Source organism: Pseudoalteromonas sp. JSTW, from assembly GCF_013423925.1.
Lineage (GTDB): Bacteria > Pseudomonadota > Gammaproteobacteria > Enterobacterales > Alteromonadaceae > Pseudoalteromonas > Pseudoalteromonas lipolytica.
Window position 1 is genome coordinate 1160516 of the sequence record NZ_CP058972.1, and the last position, 19135, is coordinate 1179650.

Below are 19135 nucleotides of genomic sequence, written 5' to 3' on the forward strand. Positions count from 1 at the left end.
TTATTCTTGTAAAGCGGCCTATACCGCTTCCCTAATAACAGAATTCAATTGAGGATATTCTAATGGCTGTAACTGCTGCCCTAGTTAAAGAATTACGCGAGCGTACTGGCGCTGGCATGATGGATTGTAAAAAAGCGTTAACTGAAACTAACGGTGACATTGAGTTAGCGATCGAAAACATGCGTAAGAGCGGTGCTGCAAAGGCTGCTAAAAAAGCGGGTAACATCGCTGCTGAAGGTACAATCCTTATTAAAGAAGGCAACGGTTTCGCTGCACTTCTTGAAGTTAACTGTCAAACTGACTTCGTTGCTAAAGACTCAAACTTCCTTGGTTTTGCTAACGAAGTTTTAGATGCTGCTGTTGAATCAAAAGCAGACATCGATGCACTTAAAGCACAGTTCGAAGAAACACGTGTTGCACTTGTTGCTAAAATCGGTGAAAACATCAACGTTCGTCGCGTTGAGTACATCGACGGTGAAAAACTATCTGCATACCGCCACGGCGACCGTATCGGTGTTGTTGTAGTAGGTGACGCTGACGAAGAAACACTTAAGCACGTTGCAATGCACGTTGCTGCGTCTAAGCCTGAGTTCGTAAACCCAGAAGACGTTCCAGCTGACGTTGTTGAAAAAGAAAAAGCAGTTCAAATCGACATCGCGATGAACGAAGGCAAGCCTGCTGAAATCGCTGAGAAAATGGTTGTTGGTCGTATGAAGAAATTCACTGGTGAGATCTCTCTTACTGGTCAAGCTTTCATTATGGAACCTAAGAAAACTGTTGGTGAAATTCTTAAAGAGAAAGGCGCAACTGTTACTAACTTCATCCGTTTAGAAGTGGGTGAAGGTATCGAGCGTAAAGAAGAAGATTTCGCTGCTGAAGTTGCTGCACAAATCGCTGCTGCAAAAGGCGAGTAATTTTCAACGTAAGTGACGCAACGATAATTAGATGAAATTAATCTGCTATTAGCTTTTGCGTCACTGACGAAAATTCTTTAAAATAACCGCGTTTTATGTGTAACCATAAGCGCGGTTATTTTTTATCTCATTATTAAGGCTGGCCCAAATACTATGACTATCAATCGTAAACCTATTTTTAGACGTGTTCTTCTTAAACTTAGCGGTGAAGCATTAATGGGAGACGAAGGCTTCGGCATCGACCCGAAAGTACTTGACCGTATGGCGCAAGAAATTAAAGAACTTGTAGAGCTCGACGTAGAAGTAGGTTTAGTTATCGGTGGCGGTAACTTCTTGCGTGGTGGTTCATTAGCCGAAGCGGGTATGAACCGCGTTGTAGGTGACCACATGGGTATGTTAGCGACTGTAATGAATGGTTTAGCGATGCGTGATGCGCTTCACCGTGCATTTGTTAATTGTCGTCTAATGTCTGCTATTCCACTTAATGGTGTGTGTGATGCATACAACTGGGCTGAAGCGATTAGCTTATTAAAATCTGGCCGTGTTGTTATTTTTGCTGCGGGCACAGGTAATCCATTCTTTACAACAGATTCTGCTGCGTGTTTACGTGGTATTGAAATTGAAGCTGACACCGTGATCAAAGCAACGAAAGTAGATGGTGTTTATTCTGATGACCCAGTTAAAAACCCAGAAGCTACACTATATCGCCACTTAAGCTACAATGAGATCATCGAAAAAGAGTTAAAGGTGATGGATTTGGCGGCATTCACACTTGCACGTGACCACAAAATGCCTTTAAGCGTTTTTAATATGAATAAATCAGGCGCGCTTAAGCGTGTTATTATGGGCGAAGATGAAGGAACGCTTATCTCTTCACAAGCCTCAGATGAAATTGTTAAATAGATTAGGATTGAACCGTGATTAACGATATCAAAAAAGATGCGTCAGAGCGCATGCAAAAAAGTGTTGCGGCACTAGGCAGTCAATTATCTAAAATTCGTACAGGTCGTGCTCACCCAGCATTACTAGACGGCATTCAAGTGTCTTACTACGGTGCAGACACGCCATTAAACCAAGTTGCAAATGTGACGATTGAAGATTCTCGTACTCTTGCAATTAGTGTGTTTGATAAGTCGCTTGCACAAGCGGTAGAAAAAGCAATTATGGCATCTGACCTAGGTTTAAACCCTATGTCAGCAGGTACTGTAATCCGTGTACCACTTCCTCCACTCACAGAAGAGCGTCGTAAAGACCTTATCAAAATTGTGCGTGGTGAAGTTGAAGGTGGCCGTGTTGCCATTCGTAATATTCGTCGTGATGCTAATGGCGATATTAAGAGCTTATTGAAAGATAAAGATATTTCTGAAGATGAAGCGCGCCAAGCTGAAGATGAAATTCAAAAGCTAACGGACAAATTCATCAAAGAGATGGATACACAGCTGGCTGCGAAAGAAGCAGAGTTGATGGAAATCTAAGCAACTAAATTTATTAGTTTTGAAACGCCGTCTGGGGTATACTAGACGGCGTTTTTTTATGGAATACTCGATATTTATGGTTCTTAACGCTGATAAAATTTCCCAGCAAAGTTTGCCTAAGCATGTCGCTATAATCATGGATGGCAACGGTCGTTGGGCGCAAGCGAAAAATCGCCCACGTGTATATGGGCATAAAAAGGGCGTTGATGCGGTTCGTCAATCAGTGCAATTTTGTACTCGCTTAGGTATACAGTCGTTAACACTATTCGCATTTAGTAGTGAAAATTGGCGACGTCCAGAAGACGAAGTAAATACACTCATGGAACTGTTTTTATTCGTACTGGGCAAAGAAGTTAAAAAACTTCATAAGAATAATGTAAAGCTCACTATTATTGGTGATTTATCGCGCTTTTCAGAAAGTTTGCGAAACAAAGTTGATGCAGCCCATGAATTAACTCGTAATAATACGGGTCTACAATTAAATGTTGCAGCTAACTATGGCGGTCGTTGGGATATAACCAACGCAGCAACCGCACTTGCGAAAAAAGTCGCTGCGGGTGAATTAGCAGCTGAAGAGATTACAGAAGACCTCATGAATGAACACATGAGTATGGCAGGTCAAGGTGAGCTTGATTTAATGATCCGCACAGGTGGTGATTTACGCATTAGTAATTTTCTTTTATGGCAAGCTGCCTATGCTGAGCTTTACTTTACCGATACGCTTTGGCCAGACTTCAATGAAGCTGCTTTTGCTGATGCTGTCGCATGTTACGTTGCCAGAGAGCGACGATTTGGTTGTACCGGCGAACAAATAAAACAATTACTCGCCGAGACCTAATTACTAGTTGAAGGTACACACATTGCTTAAACAACGAATTTTAACCTCGCTGGTGCTGGCACCGCTTGCACTTGTACTGGTTTTTTATACCCCACTAACATTATTTAGTTATATCGCCGCTGGTATTGTTTTACTTGGTGCGTGGGAATGGTCAGCTTTTATGGGCCTGTGCGATAAAATTAAACGTTTTTCATTTGTGGCAGCCACGGCGGTCATTCTTGCTCTTTTCAATTGGCATTGGCCTATTGAAGCGTTGTGGCAAAATGGTCAGCTTGTTGGTGACGCGAACTATTTATTTACCCTTTCATTTGCATGGTGGATTGTTGCGACGTACTTAGTATGGCGCTACCCAGCCATGGCAAAAGCATGGAATGAAGGCATTCTCATGCGCGCGATTGCAGGATTCCTTACTTTAGTACCGTTGTGGCTTGCGCTCAATACCTTAAGAAGTGCAGGGTATACCGAGTCGACGCATTTTGGATCAGTGCTTATTTTAGTCGTGCTAGGTATTGTATGGAGCGCAGACATCGGCGCTTATTTCACCGGAAAAAACCTAGGTAAACGCAAGCTCATGCCGAAAGTCAGCCCAAATAAGACGATTGAAGGTCTATTGGGGGGCATTGTTGCCGCGGTTATTTTTGTTTTGGCGTTTTGTCACTTTACCAATGTAGACATGGCAGTATGGCCAATCTACGCCGTAATGACCGCGTTTATCGCCTTGTTTTCAGCAGTCGGTGATTTATTAGAAAGTATGTTTAAACGTGAAGTCGGCTTAAAAGACAGTGGCTCATGCCTACCCGGTCATGGCGGCATTTTGGACCGTATTGACAGTTTAACAGCTGCAGCGCCTATTTTTGTGCTTTGTTATGCATGGACGTTAAGTTTATGAGCAAAATAGAACAGCTTGTCGTACTTGGCGCAACTGGCTCAATCGGTTTAAGCACCTTAGACGTTGTTTCTAGAAATACAGATCGTTTTGCTGTTTTTGCATTAACCGCGGGGCAAAATGCAGAAAAAATGGCAGAGTTGTGTATTACGCATCAGCCTAAATTTGCAGTGATGGCGGATGAGAACGCTGCAAATAAATTAAAATCGTTGTTAGCTAATACCGCTTGTACAACAGCTGTGCTCGCGGGTGTCACTGCTATGAGTGAGCTGTCGGCGCATGTTGATGTTGATACAGTTATGTCGGCCATTGTCGGCGCGGCAGGTCTATTACCCACGTTAAGTGCGGTTGAAGCAGGTAAAAAAGTACTGCTTGCCAATAAAGAATCGTTAGTTATGTCGGGTCAGTTGTTTATTGATAAAGTAAAACAACACGGTGCAACCTTGTTGCCGATTGACAGCGAACATAATGCTATTTTTCAATGTATGCCAGCAAAACTGCAAGCCTCAGTGGGGTTACTGTCGGACAACGGCGTGAGTAAAATATTACTGACAGGTTCTGGTGGGCCATTTTTGACACGTGACTTAAAGAGTTTGTCATCGGTCACTGTGGCAGAAGCTGTTGCGCACCCAAATTGGTCTATGGGACAAAAAATCTCAGTCGACTCAGCAACCATGATGAATAAAGGGCTTGAGTTTATCGAGGCTAAATGGCTGTTTAATTGCCATGCCAGCGATATTGAAGTGGTGATCCACCCACAAAGTATCATTCATTCTATGGTGCAATATCAAGATGGTTCGGTGCTTGCGCAAATGGGAAATCCTGATATGCGTACACCGATAGCGCATGCACTGGCGTTTCCTGAACGTGTTGATGCAGGGGTTAAGCCGCTTGATTTTTCTCAGATTGCTGATTTTACATTTACCAAACCTGATTATGCTCGTTACCCTAACCTTAAACTGGCGATTGATGCGTGTGAAATGGGACAGGGTGCAACAACAACAGTCAATGCTGCGAATGAGATTGCCGTTGCTGCATTTTTAAATGGGCAAATCGGTTTCACTGATATTTACCGTATAAACTCACAGACACTCAACGCGACTGAAGATGTGAACGTACACACGCTGGAAGAGATTTTAGCGTGTGATGAAGCTGCACGTATCAAAGCGAGTGAGTTTATAAAAAGGGGTCTGAACTAACATGTTTGATTTTTTCTGGAACCTTGGTTCGTTTATCTTGGCACTGGGTGTTTTAGTGACTGTCCATGAGTATGGGCATTTTTGGGTAGCCCGTAAAGCGGGTGTAAAAGTGCTACGTTTCTCAATAGGTTTCGGTAAACCACTGATTAAGTGGTACGACAAACACAAAACAGAATATGTTATCGCTGCTATTCCCCTTGGTGGCTACGTTAAAATGCTGGATGAGCGTGTCGATGAAGTGCCTGCTGAAGAGCGTCATTTATCATTTAATGCTAAGTCAGTGAAAGCGCGAATTGCGATTGTAGCAGCAGGTCCTATGGCCAATTTTTTGTTTGCTATTTTTGCACTTGCTGTAATGTACATGGTCGGTGTGCAATCATTAAAGCCTGTGGTGGGGTCTGTAACCGAGGGCAGTCGTGCAGCAGGGGCTAAGATCGAACCTAATCAGCAAATTATCAAAATTGGTGAAGATGATATCAGCACTTGGCAAGATGCCACATTCTCATTAATGAGCCGTTTAGGTGAGCAAAGTGTGGTCGTCACATTACGTGATCAGAATTACCAAAAACATGTCCGCACTTTAAATCTAGATGGTTGGAAACTTGATCAGCAAGATGTCCCACCATTGACCTCAATCGGTATTGTGCCCTTTAGACCTGAAGCAACATTAACCGTTGCGCAAATCACTAAAGACTCAGCCGCTGAGCTGGCTGGTTTACAGGTTAATGACACAATTGTGGCTGTAAATGGCGAAAATATCAGCAGTTGGACCCAGTTAGTTTCAGTTATTCAGCAATCACCTAACAAATCCTTACAATTTAGTGTACAAAGGCAAGATAGTATAAGAAAGTTGACTGTGACACCTCAGAGCAGAACCAATGCAGATGGTGTAGCGCAGGGCTTTTTAGGTGTGGCTCCTGTAGTTGAAGCATGGCCAGAAAATTATATTGAAACTAGACATTATGGCCCTGTCGATAGTATTGTGCTGGGCATACAAGAAACATGGCGTTTAATCACCCTAAGTTTTGACATGATTGGTAATTTAATTACAGGTCAAGTCTCGGTTAAAAATTTAAGTGGCCCTGTAGGCATTGCAGTTGGAGCGGGAACTAGCGTAAGCTATGGCTTGGTTGCATTTTTAAGCTTTTTAGCTTTGATCAGTGTAAACCTTGGCGTATTTAACTTATTACCGTTGCCAGTGCTTGATGGTGGGCACTTAATGTATTACATAATTGAACTTTTTCGCAAAAAGCCGGTCTCTGAAAAGACGCAAGAATTTGGTTTTAAAGTGGGTGCCTTGCTACTCATATTTTTAACATGTTTCGCTTTGTTCAATGATGTATCGCGTTTATAACAAATAAGTGAAAAATTCCAATTTGAACACGATTGTAAAACACCGCAAAAGTTTAATTTATAAGGTGTTGAGCGGTAATACAGTTGTAAAGGATAAAGATAACAAAATGGCTATAAAAAAACATTTGGCAGTTTCAAGTTTATTAGGTGCAAGCTTTGCAGCCCTAGGCCAAAACTCCTTTATTGTAGAAGATTTAAAAGTTGAAGGTTTACAACGTGTTGCTCTAGGTGCAGCGCTAACCCATATTCCGATCAACGTGGGCGATAATATTGATGAGTACACAATTTCAAGAACCATAAAGGCTCTCTATCGCTCTGGTCACTTTGACAATATTAAAGCGTTACGTGACGGTAATAACGTCATTTTTCGAGTAACTGAGCGCCCTACGATTAGCCTCATTGAGTTTGATGGTAACAAAGACATCAAAGATGAGCAGTTAAACGAGTCGCTAGACCAGCAAGATATTCGTACTGGTGAGCCGCTTGATAAAACGGTACTTGATAACATTGAAAAAGGCTTAGTTGAGTTTTTCCACAGTATTGGTAAATACAATGCAAAAGTGGAAGTTAGCATCACAAAGCTGCCACGTAACCGTGTAAAATTATTATTTAAGTTTGATGAAGGTGACGCCGCGTCAATTCGTCAAATAAACCTCGTGGGTAACGAATTATTCTCTGACGAAGAATTGCTAAAACTTGCTGAGTCACAACAAGACTTGCCATGGTGGAAGTTTATGTCGAGTGACCGTTATCAAAAGCAAACTATCGAAGGCGATTTAGAGAAAATTCGTAGTTACTACTTAGACCGTGGTTACCTGCGTTTTAATATCGATTCAACACAAGTATCGGTTAGCCCTGAGCGCGATTCTGTTTATGTAACCGCTAATATTAGCGAAGGTGTAAAATACACCGTAAAGGGTTTTGACTTCATCGGTGATTTATTAGGTCGAGAAGAGCTAATTAAGAGTGTTATACCGCTAAAAACTGGTGAGCTTTATAATGGCTCAGTGGTTACGTCATCTGAAGAATTTATCAAAAGCTACTTAGCACGTTTTGGTTATGCAAACGCAGAAGTGCGCACCATTCCTGAGATTGATGATGAAAAGAAAGAAGTGCAACTGACACTGTCTGTTAATCCAGGTAAGCGTGTGTATGTTCGCCGAATCATTGTTGGTGGTAACCAAAATACTGCGGATGAAGTTGTTCGTCGTGAGATGACACAGCTTGAAGGTGCATGGCTTTCAAATCAAAATCTTGAGCGTTCAAAATTACAAATTCAACGTCTTCCATACATGGAAAGTGTTGATTTTAATGTGGTGCCAGTTCCCGGTGTTGACGACCAAGTTGATGTAGACTTTACGGTTAAAGAACAATCTGCTGGTAGCTTTAATGCGGGCCTTGCGTATGGTTCATACTTGGGTTTGCAATTTAATATTGGTGTGAGTGAATCAAACTTCTTAGGCACCGGTAACCAAATTGGCTTTAACATTAATACCTCACGTGGTTCTGAGCGTATCAGCTTGTCGTATACCGACCCTTACTTTACGCCGGACGGTGTATCGCAAGGAAGCAGTATCTTCTATAGCAACTATGATGCGAGCAAATTTAGTCTTATCGACTATAAATCGAAGAGTTATGGTATTGGTACCAATATTGGCTTCCCAATTGATGCGGTGAACCGTATTAACTTTGGCTTCCGTTGGATTCAAGAAGAACTGTCTGATATTGCAGAATATGAGCAAACACGTGTAATGCGTGAAACCTTCTTAGACCCAGAAAATCCAGATGCAGGTTTCGACTTTACCAAGTTTGAGCTGAGTGCAGGGTGGTCGCGTGTTACTGTAAACCGTGGTTTATTCCCAACAGCGGGTTCGCGTCAGTCACTTAACTTAACTGGTACAACGCCGAATTCAGATTTAACCTACTTTAAGTTAAATTATGATTCACGTTTTTACTGGCCAATCAGTAATGACCATCGTTGGGTATTCTCAACGCGTGCAGCCCTTGCTTATGGTAATGGTTATGGCACGACAAATGGCTATGACCAAACGCTGCCTTTCCAAGAGTTCTTCCGTATCACTGAGATGGAACTGCGTGGTTTTGACCGTAATACAATTCTACCGCGCGCGGTATCTCGTGAGCCACAAAGTATTCCGGGCACACCACTGCCAGATGGCACAACAACAGGCAGTATTGGTGGCGCATCAGAATTTGATGTATTAATACCACAAGGCCGAATTGGTGGTAACGCCAAAGCAGTTGCAGGTATGGAGCTTATTGTTCCTACGCCTTTCTTAGATGAAGAAAACACCAGCTCTGTACGTACAAGCTTCTTCGTGGATGCTGCGAACGTATGGGATACAGAGTTTAACATTGACCGTTATCAAAACTTGTTACCTGATCAACGCGCTAAACTAGAGGATTATTCAGATCCTATGCGCTTTAGGGTGTCAACCGGTCTATCACTACAATGGATCTCTCCAATGGGTCCAATGCTGATCAGTTTTGCGTATCCATTGCAAAAAGAAGAAGATGACGATACGAAGACCATCAGCTTTAATATTAGTAATACATTCTAAAGGAGTTTTTTGTGAAAAAATCATTTAAATCAACAGCGTTTGCACTTCTTGCTACATTGTCTATGGGCCTATCTACGAATGCTTTTGCGCACAAGGTAGGGATTGTAGACATGCAAGAAATCTATAAACAAATCCCTCAAATGGCGAAAGTTGAACAAACACTTGAAGCTGAATTCTCAGAGCGTCGTCAGGAGCTTGAAAAGCTGCAAGGTGATATCCGTTTTGAAGCTGAAAAGTTCAAGCGTGAAGCAACGACAATGAGCGACAAGCAAAAAGAAGAATTACGTACTAAGATTCAAGGTATGCAACAACAACTTGCAGAAAAAGGCCGTCCTTTAGAGCAAGAAATCAAAATGCGTCAAAACCAAGAATTAGCGAAAGTACAAAAGCTAATCTTAGATGCAATTGAAGAAGTTGCTAAAGCAGGCAAGTTTGACGAAGTAAAAGTGAAAGAAACCACAATTTACGTTAACTCTAAAACAGTATCTGATTTATCAGATAAAGTAGTTGAAAAAGTAAGTAAGCAATAGAAACCATATATGCAAAACTACACGCTTTCGCAGATTGCGGATCTTCTGGGCGCCGAACTTCAGGGTGATGGCGCTACAGAGATTAAAAAAATATCAACACTTGCAAATGCCCGTACTGGGCATATTGCATTTTTAGCGAACAAGAAATATCGCTCGCAATTAGATGATACACAAGCCAGTGCGGTGATCTTATCACCTGCCGACGCTGAGTATTTTGCGGGTAACAAGATTATTGTTGCTAACCCGTACGTGTGCTACGCCAAGCTAGCTCAATTAATGGACACGACGCCACGCTCTGCTTCGACAGGTGTTCATCCGAGTGCAGTCATTCACGATTCAGCCTCAATTGGTGATAATGCCGCGATTGCTGCTAACGTCGTGATTGAAGCCGGTGCCGTGATTGCAAATGATGTGCAAATTGGCCCAGGTTGTTTCATTGGCGAAAATGCAAAAATAGGTCAAGGCACTAAGCTTTGGGCTAATGTCACTATTTACCACGACGTTGAAATTGGCAGTGACTGCTTATTTCAGGCGAATACCGTGGTCGGCAGTGACGGGTTTGGCTATGCAAATGAGCGTGGCGAGTGGGTGAAAATTCCGCAGCTGGGTCGCGTTATTATAGGTGATAAAGTTGAAGTTGGGGCATCGACCACCATTGACCGTGGTGCACTTGACGACACACTCATCCATAGTAATGTAATTATCGATAATCAATGTCAAATAGCGCATAATGTCGAGATCGGTTCAGGTACAGCCGTTGCTGGTTGCACTGTTTTTGCTGGCAGTACTGTGATTGGTAAGAATTGTCAGATTGGTGGCATGGTCGCAATTAATGGTCACATTAGCGTATGCGATGGTGCTATAATCACGGGCATGAGTATGGTGACAAAGGCAATCACTGAACCTGGGATCTACTCATCTGGTTTACCGCATCTAACCAATAAAGAATGGCGACGCAGTATCGCCCATATCCGTAATTTAGGTGATATGAAAGACCGCATTAAAGCACTTGAGTCACTGACAAAGTCACTCAATATTGAAGACAAATAAGGAAGCTATTTTGGCAAATGAATTAAATAGTCTTGATATCCAAGATATCTTGAGTTTACTTCCGCATCGTTATCCGATGTTGCTTGTTGACCGTGTACTAGATTACACGCCAGGCGAGTCGTTACATGCTATTAAAAATGTAACAGTGAATGAACCTATTTTTACGGGACATTTTCCTAATCAACCAATCTTCCCAGGTGTGTTGATTTTAGAAGCAATGGCTCAAGCGACTGGTTTACTCGGTTTTAAAACAGTTGAAAACCGTAGCGAAAATGAACTTTATTTATTTGCTGCGATTGATAATGCGCGATTCAAGCAACCCGTTTTACCTGGCGATACGATGCATTTGCATGTAGAGTTTGTAAAAGAGCGCCGCAATATATGGAAATTTGCAGCAGAAGCAAAAGTTGACGGCAAAGTAGTGTGTACTGCCGAAATCATGTGTGCGAGAAGAGAGTTTTAACAGTGATCCATCCTACGGCGATAATCGAACCAGGTGCGAAGCTTGGAAATAATGTTTCAGTTGGCCCATACAGCTACATTGGTAATGATGTAGAAATTGGTGATAACTGTATCATTGAGTCTCATGTGGTTGTTAAAGGCCCATCGACAATAGGTTCTGGTAACCATATTTTTCAATTTGCATCGGTTGGTGAAGCTTGCCAAGACAAAAAATATGCTAATGAGCCAACTACGTTAATTATCGGTGATAACAACGTAATTCGTGAATGTGCAACAATCCACCGTGGTACTATCCAAGACCAAGGCGTTACTAAAATTGGTAGCAATAACTTGTTTATGGCGTACACCCATGTTGCGCATGATGCCGTCATTGGCGATAACGTTATTTTTGCTAATAATGCATCTGTTGCAGGCCATGTACACATTGGTGATTGGGTTATCCTTGCTGGTAACTCGGGTATTCATCAATTTTGTAAAGTGGGTGCACATGCATTTGTTGGCATGTATTCAGGCGTTAACAAAGATGTTCCACCGTTTGTTACAACGATTGGTACCCCAGCAGGACCCGTTGCTATCAATACAGAAGGCATGAAACGACGTGGCTTTGAAAGTGATGAAATAATGGCAACACGCCGTGCGTATAAAACACTTTACCGTAAGAGCCTAGGTGTAGAGGAGGCAATCGCTGAACTCAGCGAAGATGCAGCAAAATACCCAGCCGTTCAGCTTATGATCGACTTTGTGAAAAGTTCTGAGCGCGGAATCATTCGCTAATCAATAGCGATAGACGAAAAGCCACCGACAGGTGGCTTTTTTGTATTTGTAGTTCAGGTTTTACTAAGCAATGATTTGCTAAATTTATTGATTAAAAAGGACAATCAATATGAACAAACTCTTTATTTTAGTGTTAGCGACCTTGCTAATGAGTGGCTGTAGTAGCGCACCTTCCGTACCAAAGGGCGCGATAGAAAAAGGTAAAGCGAGTTATTACGCTGACAAGTACCATGGTCGAACGACAGCAAGCGGGGAGGCTTTTAATCAACAAGCCTTGAGTGCTGCTCATAAAACACTTAAGTTTGGCAAACGGGTCAAAGTGACGAACCTTGCCAACAACAAAAGTGTGATTGTTACCATTAACGACCGCGGCCCATTTATTCGCGGTCGCATTATTGATTTATCTAAGCAGGCGTTTTCAGAAATTGCTTCCTTAAAGCACGGTGTGATTGACGTTACGGTTGAGCAGCTCGATTAAAAACGCGTGATCAGCTCAACATAATCAGCTTCGTTTGCAAGCAACTCTGCATGAGTGGCCACTGCTCTTATTTTCCCTTGCTCTAACCAAATGACCTTATCAACCCGGCTAAGCATGGCTGGGTCATGGGTAATAGTGAGCATCGTTTTATCTGCCCAAACTGTCTCAAGTGTATTAAGCAAATGGTATTTAGTGTGGTTATCTAAACTTTCTGTCGGTTCGTCAAGAATGACTAAATTACCGCGCCTTAATATGGCTTGAGCAATTGCAATACGGCGTGATTGACCGTGCGACAGCTTTCTACCTGCTATGCCTAAACGGGTATTGAGCCCGGCCTTTAAATTGTTAAGCCAAGAGCTGAGTTCTGCTTGTTCGCAGGCTTGAATAAGCATTTCATCTGTTGCATCAGGCGCTGCATAGAGTAGGTTTTCACGCAGAGTGCCATCAAAAATATGATGCTGCTGCGCAACAATTGTCAGTTGTTTAAAGCGTGCTGAAGGTGTCATGCTCTCAAGCTCAAAACTGTGCTCGTCTGTGGTCAGCTTTAAAGAGCCTGATTGCAGTGGCCAAAGACCGGTGAGTAAATTAACAAGCGTGGTTTTACCACTGCCACTGGCACCAACCAGCGCAACCTTGCTTGCAGCACAGACAGACACGTTGATGTTATTAAGTGCCTTACGTGTGCTTCCAGCGTATTGATAACTGACATTACTTAACGTAAGACCGAGCGCTGATTGATTGTCTATTTCATTTTGCTGTGTATTGGCTTTGCTGTGATTGTCTTCAAGTACGAACAGGCGCTCTGCGGCGCTTAAGGTCAGAGGTAATTCTATAAACGCTGTAGGCAGGGTGAGTACAGTTTCAAAGCTTGCTAGAACAAATAGCGCCAGCATAGCCAGTTCAACGTTTTTCATGGTGCCCAGAGAAACCAATGGAATAATCATAAACACACTTGCCAGCATAGTCAGTTGAATAACCAAGGTGCTTAAACCATTGCTGTTTGCAACCGCTTTATGGCGGCTATAGAGCTGAGCATTGTATTGTTGGCTTAAAGAATCACAATGCGTGAGTTGAGCGTTTTGTGCTTGATATACAGCAAGCTCTCTTGCCCCTTTTAATGTATCGGCAAGTTCAGCTCTTAATTCTGCACTAAGTTGTGTTTCGACATGCGCTTCTTTATGAAGTTTACGGCTTAGTAAAGCGGGGAGTAGCACCCCTATAACCATTAATGAAATAAAGCATAGCAATGCAACGTCGGCGTTATACGCTGCCATAAACGCCATCACAATTGGGATAGTAAAAAGCGCAACGATGATTGGTAGCAGCACATTTAAGTAAAACTTATCAAGCGCGTCGACATCGTTTTGTAATCGATTGACTAAATCGGCACTGCGGCTCATTGCTAAATCGACATTATTGAGCCGACTCAGTGTTGCGAACATTTTTACGCGAATCTCGCTCAATAATAAAAATGTCGCGTTATGTGTAATCATACGCTCGCCATAACGCGATGCGGTTCGCACAATCGCTAAAAAGCGGATCACGCCTGCTGGAGTAAAATAGTTCATCTGCACACCGGCAATGCCAGCGGCAGCCATCGCGGCCAAAAACCAGCCTGAAATAGCCAGTAAACCCACATTAGCCAGCAAGGTTAAGCTTGCTAAAAAAGCCCCGAGTAACAGCATGCCAGCATGCGGTTTGCATAGTTTAAGTAAGCGTACAAAATTATGCATGGGCTTCACCTCGACTTACCAGTTTTGCAAATAGCCCCGCGTCGTTGACCAGTTGTTTATAACGGCCCGATTCTACAATGCTGCCTTGCTGCATTACGTAAAGGGTATCAGCGTGCTTTACCGTATTAAGTCTGTGAGCAATGACCAAGACTAAATGATTTTTCGCATATTCACAGATTGCTTGGTTGATAAGCTGTTCTGTTTGGCTGTCTAAATGTGCTGTAGGTTCATCGAGTAGTAGAACTGGGGCATCTTTTAAAAATGCACGGGCAAGCGCTATGCGCTGTTTTTGCCCACCGGAGAGGCCTTCACCTTGCTCACCCAGTAAGGTATCAAAGCCATGTGGTAAAGCGTTAATAAATTCAAGTGCGCCCGCTTTACTGGCGGCTTCAATGAGCTCGTCTTGGCATGCATCAGGTTTGGCTAGACGCAGGTTGTCGGCAACACTTCGGTAAAATAAAGTGGCGTGTTGAGGGATCCATGCAAGCTGTGCATGCCAATCACTTAAAGCTGTGTCACTTAAGGGTTGCCCGTTGATGCTAATGGCGTGGTTAGCGTGATGATGAAAACCTAATAGGCAGTCAAATAAAGTACTTTTCCCTGAGCCACTTTCGCCAACAAATGCAATTAAACCCGTGTTAGGTAGTGTTAAATTGATATCTGTCACCCCTTCGTTTGTTTCGGGGTAGTGATAGCTAAGTGCGGTTAATTTTATGTCTTTAAGCGGTAATGGGAGAGGGGATGTACCCGTGTGTTCATCTGCTTCACTGTGATTAATAATCTCGACCATATCAGCAGCAGCGCTGATACCTTCAAGTTTTGCATGGTAGTGGGTGCCCATTTGCCTAAGCGGTAAATAAAACTCAGGAGCCAGTAATAACACCACAAAACCAGTGGCAAAGTCGAGCGTGCCAAAAAACAGCCTAAAGCCAATAATAACGGCAACAAGGGCAACACTAATGGTGGCTAAAAATTCAAGGGCGAAAGATGATAAAAAGGCGACTTTCAACACCCCCATGGTCGCACCACGGTAATCATCAGAAATCTGACTTATGCTATTTAGCTCACGCTTGGTTGCATTAAAGAGCTTGAGTTGAGTCAGTCCTTGTAATCTGTCAAAAAAGTAATTTCCTAGTACCGCTAGCTGTTGCCAACGCTCTTGGTTTAACTGTTCAGCCTTATGGCCCACTAAAATCATAAAAAATGGGATAAGCGGGGCTGTTAATAGGAAAATGAGGCCCGCTTTGTAATCGGTTGGAAAAATCACCACTAATATCGCAAATGGAATAAGTGCACTGTAAGCAACACTTGGAATATAGTTGGCGTAATATTGATGCAGTGCTTCAACACCATTGTGTAAGGTATTAAGTGTAGCGCCGTGACCTTTTTGTTCACTGTAGGCTGGCCCAAGTTTGGTGAGCTTTTCTAGCAATGTATTTCGCATCACGTTTTTTATTTTTAACGCGGCAAGGTTACTCACGCGTTCACTTAGCGCAACCAACAAAGCACGAACTAAAATTAGCCCAGCAAGAGGCCATAATAAAGGGCTTACAGCTTGCAAGTTTGCTTGCTCGAACATGACTTGATGAACTGCATTCGCAAGAAGGTAACAAGAGGCAATCATTAACAGGGCATTGAAAGTGCCCAGACTAATGCTTAATTTAAGCAGCCCAGAAGCGGACTGACTATACTGCTTTAAAAAAGCGCGCAGCGTTTGCTGCTGCGCGCGATTTGGTCGGGGTTTAGTTGTCATCGTTGTTTTTGAGTCTCGCGTACAGCTCTAGCTCATCATCAGCGATAGAATCTTTATGTTGATGAAATTCGTACCACATCACGTTAATTACCCCAAGTGTACAGGCTAATAGAACACCTAATATCCAGGCAAAATACCACATAATTAAATCTCCTTAATAGCTACCGTGAGTGTTGTTTTCGATTTCAGCGATAGTGACTTTTCGCCACATCTTCACATAACACCAGGTCGTGTAAGTTAAAATTAAAGGAACAAAAATAATGGCAACAACAAACATAACATTGAGGGTCATATGGCTCGAAACCGCATCCCACATAGTAAGACTAATATTAGGGTTGTTGCTTGAAGGCATAATAAACGGGAACATTGACATGCCTGCTGTTAAAATAACTCCAGCCAACATGATGCTTGATGAAACAAGTGCTAACGCAGGCTTTTGTAATTTAGATAACACAATAGCCAGTGCCGCCATCACAAATGTTAGCGCTGGGAAAAGCATCGTTAGAGGCATTTTTGTATAGTTATCAAGCCATGCACCTGGTGCCTGCGTTACTGTTTTAGCCAGTGGGTTCGCATAGCCTTGAGTGTCGCCCATGCTGACGATTGTATAACCGTCAATTTGCGATATCCAAACACCTGCTAAGGCAAACAATACAATAAACGCCATAAGTGCATATCGGCCATATTGTGCTGAGCGTTTGGCTACGTCTGCATCGGTACGAAGTTGCAGCCACATACCCGCATGACCAACCAACATAAGCACACTTATTAAGCCAGCAACGATGGCAAATGGATTAAGTAAAGCAAAGAATGAGCCTTGATAGCTTACACGTAATAAATCGTCAATATGATAAGGCACACCTTGTAGCAAGTTACCAAAAGCAACCCCAAATACGAGTGCAGGAATAAAACTGCCTGCAAACAAGCCCCAATCCCAGTTATTTCGCCAACGAGCTGACTCAATTTTTGAGCGATAATCAAACCCAAGTGGTCTGAAAAACAGCGCAAATAAGACCAACATCATTGCAAAATAAAAGCCTGAGAATGCAGCAGCATACACCATAGGCCATGCAGCGAATAATGCACCCCCAGCGGTAATAAACCACACTTGGTTACCATCCCAGTGAGCCCCGATGGTATTGATAACGGTTCGGCGCTCGACATCTGTTTTGCCAACAAGGCGGAGCAAAATAGCCACCCCCATATCCATGCCATCGGTAACAGCAAAGCCAATCAGGAGCACACCGATTAATACCCACCAGATTAATTTTAGTGTTTCGTAATCAAAGATCATGACTGTACTCCTTGGCCTGCTAGCGAGTCTTCTTTAATGAGTTCGTGATGATATTTACCTGTGTGCAAAGAGCTAGGCCCTTGTTTAACAAAGCGCAGCATCAACCAACCTTCAACGGTTGCTAGACCGGTGTAAAATACAATAAAGCCCGTAATGCTGATCAGCAAATCATTTACAGTTAACGAGGAGGTTGCTAAAAATGTGGGTAATATTTCTGAAATAGCCCATGGTTGACGTCCATATTCAGCAACAATCCAACCGAACTCAATAGCAATCCAAGGTAATGGAATACTCCACACGGCGGCCCAGAGTAACCAACGCTTATGCTCTATAACGCGTTTGGCGTTATAGTAAAAGGCCAGTACAAAGACCCCTAACATAATCACACCGCAGCCAACCATTATCCTAAATGACCAAAACATGGGCCCCACTTTCGGAAATGAGTCTTTCACCGCTTTCTGAATTTGCGCTTCTGTGGCATCAACCACATTAGGAGTGTAGCGTTTAAGCAACAGACCATAACCGAGGTCAGCTTTCAGTGTATCGAACTTGGCAATGTTCTCGGCGGAGTCATCACCACCACGCAATTTTTCGAGATACTCGTATGCTTGCATACCGTTACGAATACGTGTTTCGTGTTGTTTTTCTAAATCTTTGATACCCGTGACTTGTTCATCAATCGAACGTGTCGCAATAATGCCCAACGCATAAGGTATTTTAACCGCAGCATGGGTGACTTGCTGTTCAGAGTCAGGAATACCTACCAGTGTAAATGCTGCGGGCGCTTCTTCTGTGTGCCATTCAGCCTCGATTGTAGCCAGTTTAACTTTTTGTACTTCGCCTACTTCATAACCAGACTCATCTCCTAGTAAAATAACGCATAAAATAGAGGCAAGGCCAAAACCTGATGCAACAGAGAATGAACGTTTCGCAAAGGCCAAATCACGACCTTTGAGTATGTACCAACTACTGATGCCGAGTACGAACATTGAAGCCGCGACATAACCGGCAGACACCGTATGAATAAATTTAACCTGTGCGACGGGGTTGAATACTAGCTCCGCAAAGCTGGTCATTTCCATGCGCATGGTTTGATAGTTAAACTCTGCGCCCACAGGGTTCTGCATCCAACCATTGGCAATCAAAATCCACAATGCCGAAAGGTTAGTGCCTAAAGCCATTAAAAAAGTCGCTGCAAGGTGTTGGCGTTTTGTGAGTCGCTCCCAACCAAGGAAAAACATGCCGACAAAGGTCGATTCTAAAAAGAACGCCATCAACCCTTCAATAGCCAGAGGAGCGCCAAAAATATCACCCACATAGTGAGAGTAATAAGACCAGTTAGTACCAAACTCAAACTCCATAGTGAGACCAGTAGCCACACCAATCGCAAAGTTTATACCAAACAACTTACCCCAAAATTTAGTCATATCACGGTAAATTTCACGACCTGTCATCACATAAACGGATTCCATGATCACCAAAATCCACGTCATACCTATAGTGAGTGGTACAAATAGAAAGTGAAAGAGGGCAGTAATTGCAAATTGCAATCGCGATAGATCCACAAATGTTTCATCTATCATTGTTTAGCTCCTTATTAAAGGGTGCGGTAGACACGACAAAAAAAATAGCTTTCAAAGTTTCAGTAATTACTGAAACTTCGTGAATATTAACCTTGTATCTATTTTAGTCAATAGAAAATAGGAAATTAATATGATAGCGATTGTTCGTTAATTCTACAGATTAGAGATAAAAACTAAATATTTCAAATGATTAATCTATAGTTTAAGAAAGTAATTAATTACTAATTCAACCCC

At 42.7% G+C, this 19135-nt stretch carries 18 protein-coding genes; 13 read left to right on the plus strand and 5 right to left on the minus strand.

From position 1 onward, the window contains the following. Positions 1-62: 62 nt before the first annotated feature. The 13 genes from tsf to GZH31_RS05435 all read left to right on the plus strand — a co-directional run bounded on the left by tsf (position 63) and on the right by GZH31_RS05435 (position 12538). Complete coding sequence (tsf, locus tag GZH31_RS05375; protein ID WP_036969749.1) at positions 63-914, plus strand: translation elongation factor Ts; 852 nt, start codon at positions 63-65, stop codon at positions 912-914. A gap of 153 nt (positions 915-1067) precedes the next feature. Further along, a complete protein-coding gene (pyrH, locus tag GZH31_RS05380) occupies positions 1068-1817 on the plus strand; it encodes a UMP kinase (RefSeq protein ID WP_036969747.1) in 750 nt (249 codons plus the stop codon). Positions 1818-1831: 14 nt separating this feature from the next. Continuing rightward, positions 1832-2389, plus strand: a complete 558-nt coding sequence (frr, locus tag GZH31_RS05385; protein ID WP_036969745.1) for a ribosome recycling factor — start codon at positions 1832-1834, stop codon at positions 2387-2389. Positions 2390-2447: 58 nt separating this feature from the next. After that, positions 2448-3227: an isoprenyl transferase gene (locus GZH31_RS05390; RefSeq protein WP_036969734.1), complete on the plus strand. Its 780-nt coding sequence runs from the start codon at positions 2448-2450 to the stop codon at positions 3225-3227. A 22-nt stretch (positions 3228-3249) separates the two neighbouring features. Beyond that, positions 3250-4116 carry a phosphatidate cytidylyltransferase gene (locus tag GZH31_RS05395; RefSeq protein ID WP_036969733.1) on the plus strand — a complete coding sequence of 289 codons (867 nt, stop codon included), beginning with the start codon at positions 3250-3252 and terminating at the stop codon, positions 4114-4116. Next, positions 4113-5312: a 1-deoxy-D-xylulose-5-phosphate reductoisomerase gene (gene ispC / locus GZH31_RS05400; protein ID WP_036969732.1), complete on the plus strand. Its 1200-nt coding sequence runs from the start codon at positions 4113-4115 to the stop codon at positions 5310-5312. Before GZH31_RS05395 ends, ispC begins: the two co-directional genes overlap by 4 nt. 1 nt (position 5313) lies before the next feature. Further along, positions 5314-6666 carry a sigma E protease regulator RseP gene (gene rseP / locus GZH31_RS05405; protein WP_180311452.1) on the plus strand — a complete coding sequence of 451 codons (1353 nt, stop codon included), beginning with the start codon at positions 5314-5316 and terminating at the stop codon, positions 6664-6666. A gap of 106 nt (positions 6667-6772) precedes the next feature. Continuing rightward, entirely contained in the window at positions 6773-9244 is a 2472-nt protein-coding gene (bamA, locus tag GZH31_RS05410; protein ID WP_180311453.1) for an outer membrane protein assembly factor BamA, read from the plus strand. An 11-nt stretch (positions 9245-9255) separates the two neighbouring features. Next, complete coding sequence (locus tag GZH31_RS05415; protein WP_036969722.1) at positions 9256-9774, plus strand: OmpH family outer membrane protein; 519 nt, start codon at positions 9256-9258, stop codon at positions 9772-9774. A gap of 9 nt (positions 9775-9783) precedes the next feature. Continuing rightward, the gene (gene lpxD / locus GZH31_RS05420) at positions 9784-10824 is read left to right on the plus strand and encodes a UDP-3-O-(3-hydroxymyristoyl)glucosamine N-acyltransferase (protein WP_118844132.1); all 1041 of its coding nucleotides are present in this window, start codon (positions 9784-9786) and stop codon (positions 10822-10824) included. A gap of 10 nt (positions 10825-10834) precedes the next feature. After that, complete coding sequence (gene fabZ / locus GZH31_RS05425) at positions 10835-11287, plus strand: 3-hydroxyacyl-ACP dehydratase FabZ (RefSeq protein ID WP_036969715.1); 453 nt, start codon at positions 10835-10837, stop codon at positions 11285-11287. A gap of 2 nt (positions 11288-11289) precedes the next feature. Continuing rightward, positions 11290-12060, plus strand: coding sequence for an acyl-ACP--UDP-N-acetylglucosamine O-acyltransferase (lpxA, locus tag GZH31_RS05430; protein WP_036969713.1), 771 nt, complete (start codon positions 11290-11292; stop codon positions 12058-12060). Between the two features lie 103 nt (positions 12061-12163). Further along, on the plus strand, positions 12164-12538 hold the full coding sequence (locus tag GZH31_RS05435; RefSeq protein ID WP_118844133.1) for a septal ring lytic transglycosylase RlpA family protein: 375 nt from the start codon (positions 12164-12166) through the stop codon (positions 12536-12538). Here GZH31_RS05435 and cydC read toward each other — a convergent pair. From cydC to GZH31_RS05460, 5 genes are read right to left on the minus strand one after another with little or no spacing between them, the layout of a single operon-like run. Then, positions 12535-14271, minus strand: a complete 1737-nt coding sequence (cydC, locus tag GZH31_RS05440; protein WP_180311455.1) for a thiol reductant ABC exporter subunit CydC — start codon at positions 14269-14271, stop codon at positions 12535-12537. The two genes, GZH31_RS05435 and cydC, sit on opposite strands and share 4 nt — an antisense overlap. Next, positions 14264-16024, minus strand: coding sequence for a thiol reductant ABC exporter subunit CydD (gene cydD, locus GZH31_RS05445; RefSeq protein WP_180311456.1), 1761 nt, complete (start codon positions 16022-16024; stop codon positions 14264-14266). The genes cydC and cydD overlap by 8 nt, the downstream gene beginning before the upstream one ends. Further along, complete coding sequence (gene cydX, locus GZH31_RS05450; protein ID WP_036969707.1) at positions 16014-16166, minus strand: cytochrome bd-I oxidase subunit CydX; 153 nt, start codon at positions 16164-16166, stop codon at positions 16014-16016. Before cydX ends, cydD begins: the two co-directional genes overlap by 11 nt. 12 nt (positions 16167-16178) lie before the next feature. Continuing rightward, positions 16179-17318 carry a cytochrome d ubiquinol oxidase subunit II gene (gene cydB / locus GZH31_RS05455; RefSeq protein WP_074988619.1) on the minus strand — a complete coding sequence of 380 codons (1140 nt, stop codon included), beginning with the start codon at positions 17316-17318 and terminating at the stop codon, positions 16179-16181. Then, the gene (locus GZH31_RS05460) at positions 17315-18901 is read right to left on the minus strand and encodes a cytochrome ubiquinol oxidase subunit I (protein ID WP_036969704.1); all 1587 of its coding nucleotides are present in this window, start codon (positions 18899-18901) and stop codon (positions 17315-17317) included. Before GZH31_RS05460 ends, cydB begins: the two co-directional genes overlap by 4 nt. Positions 18902-19135: the final 234 nt, after the last annotated feature.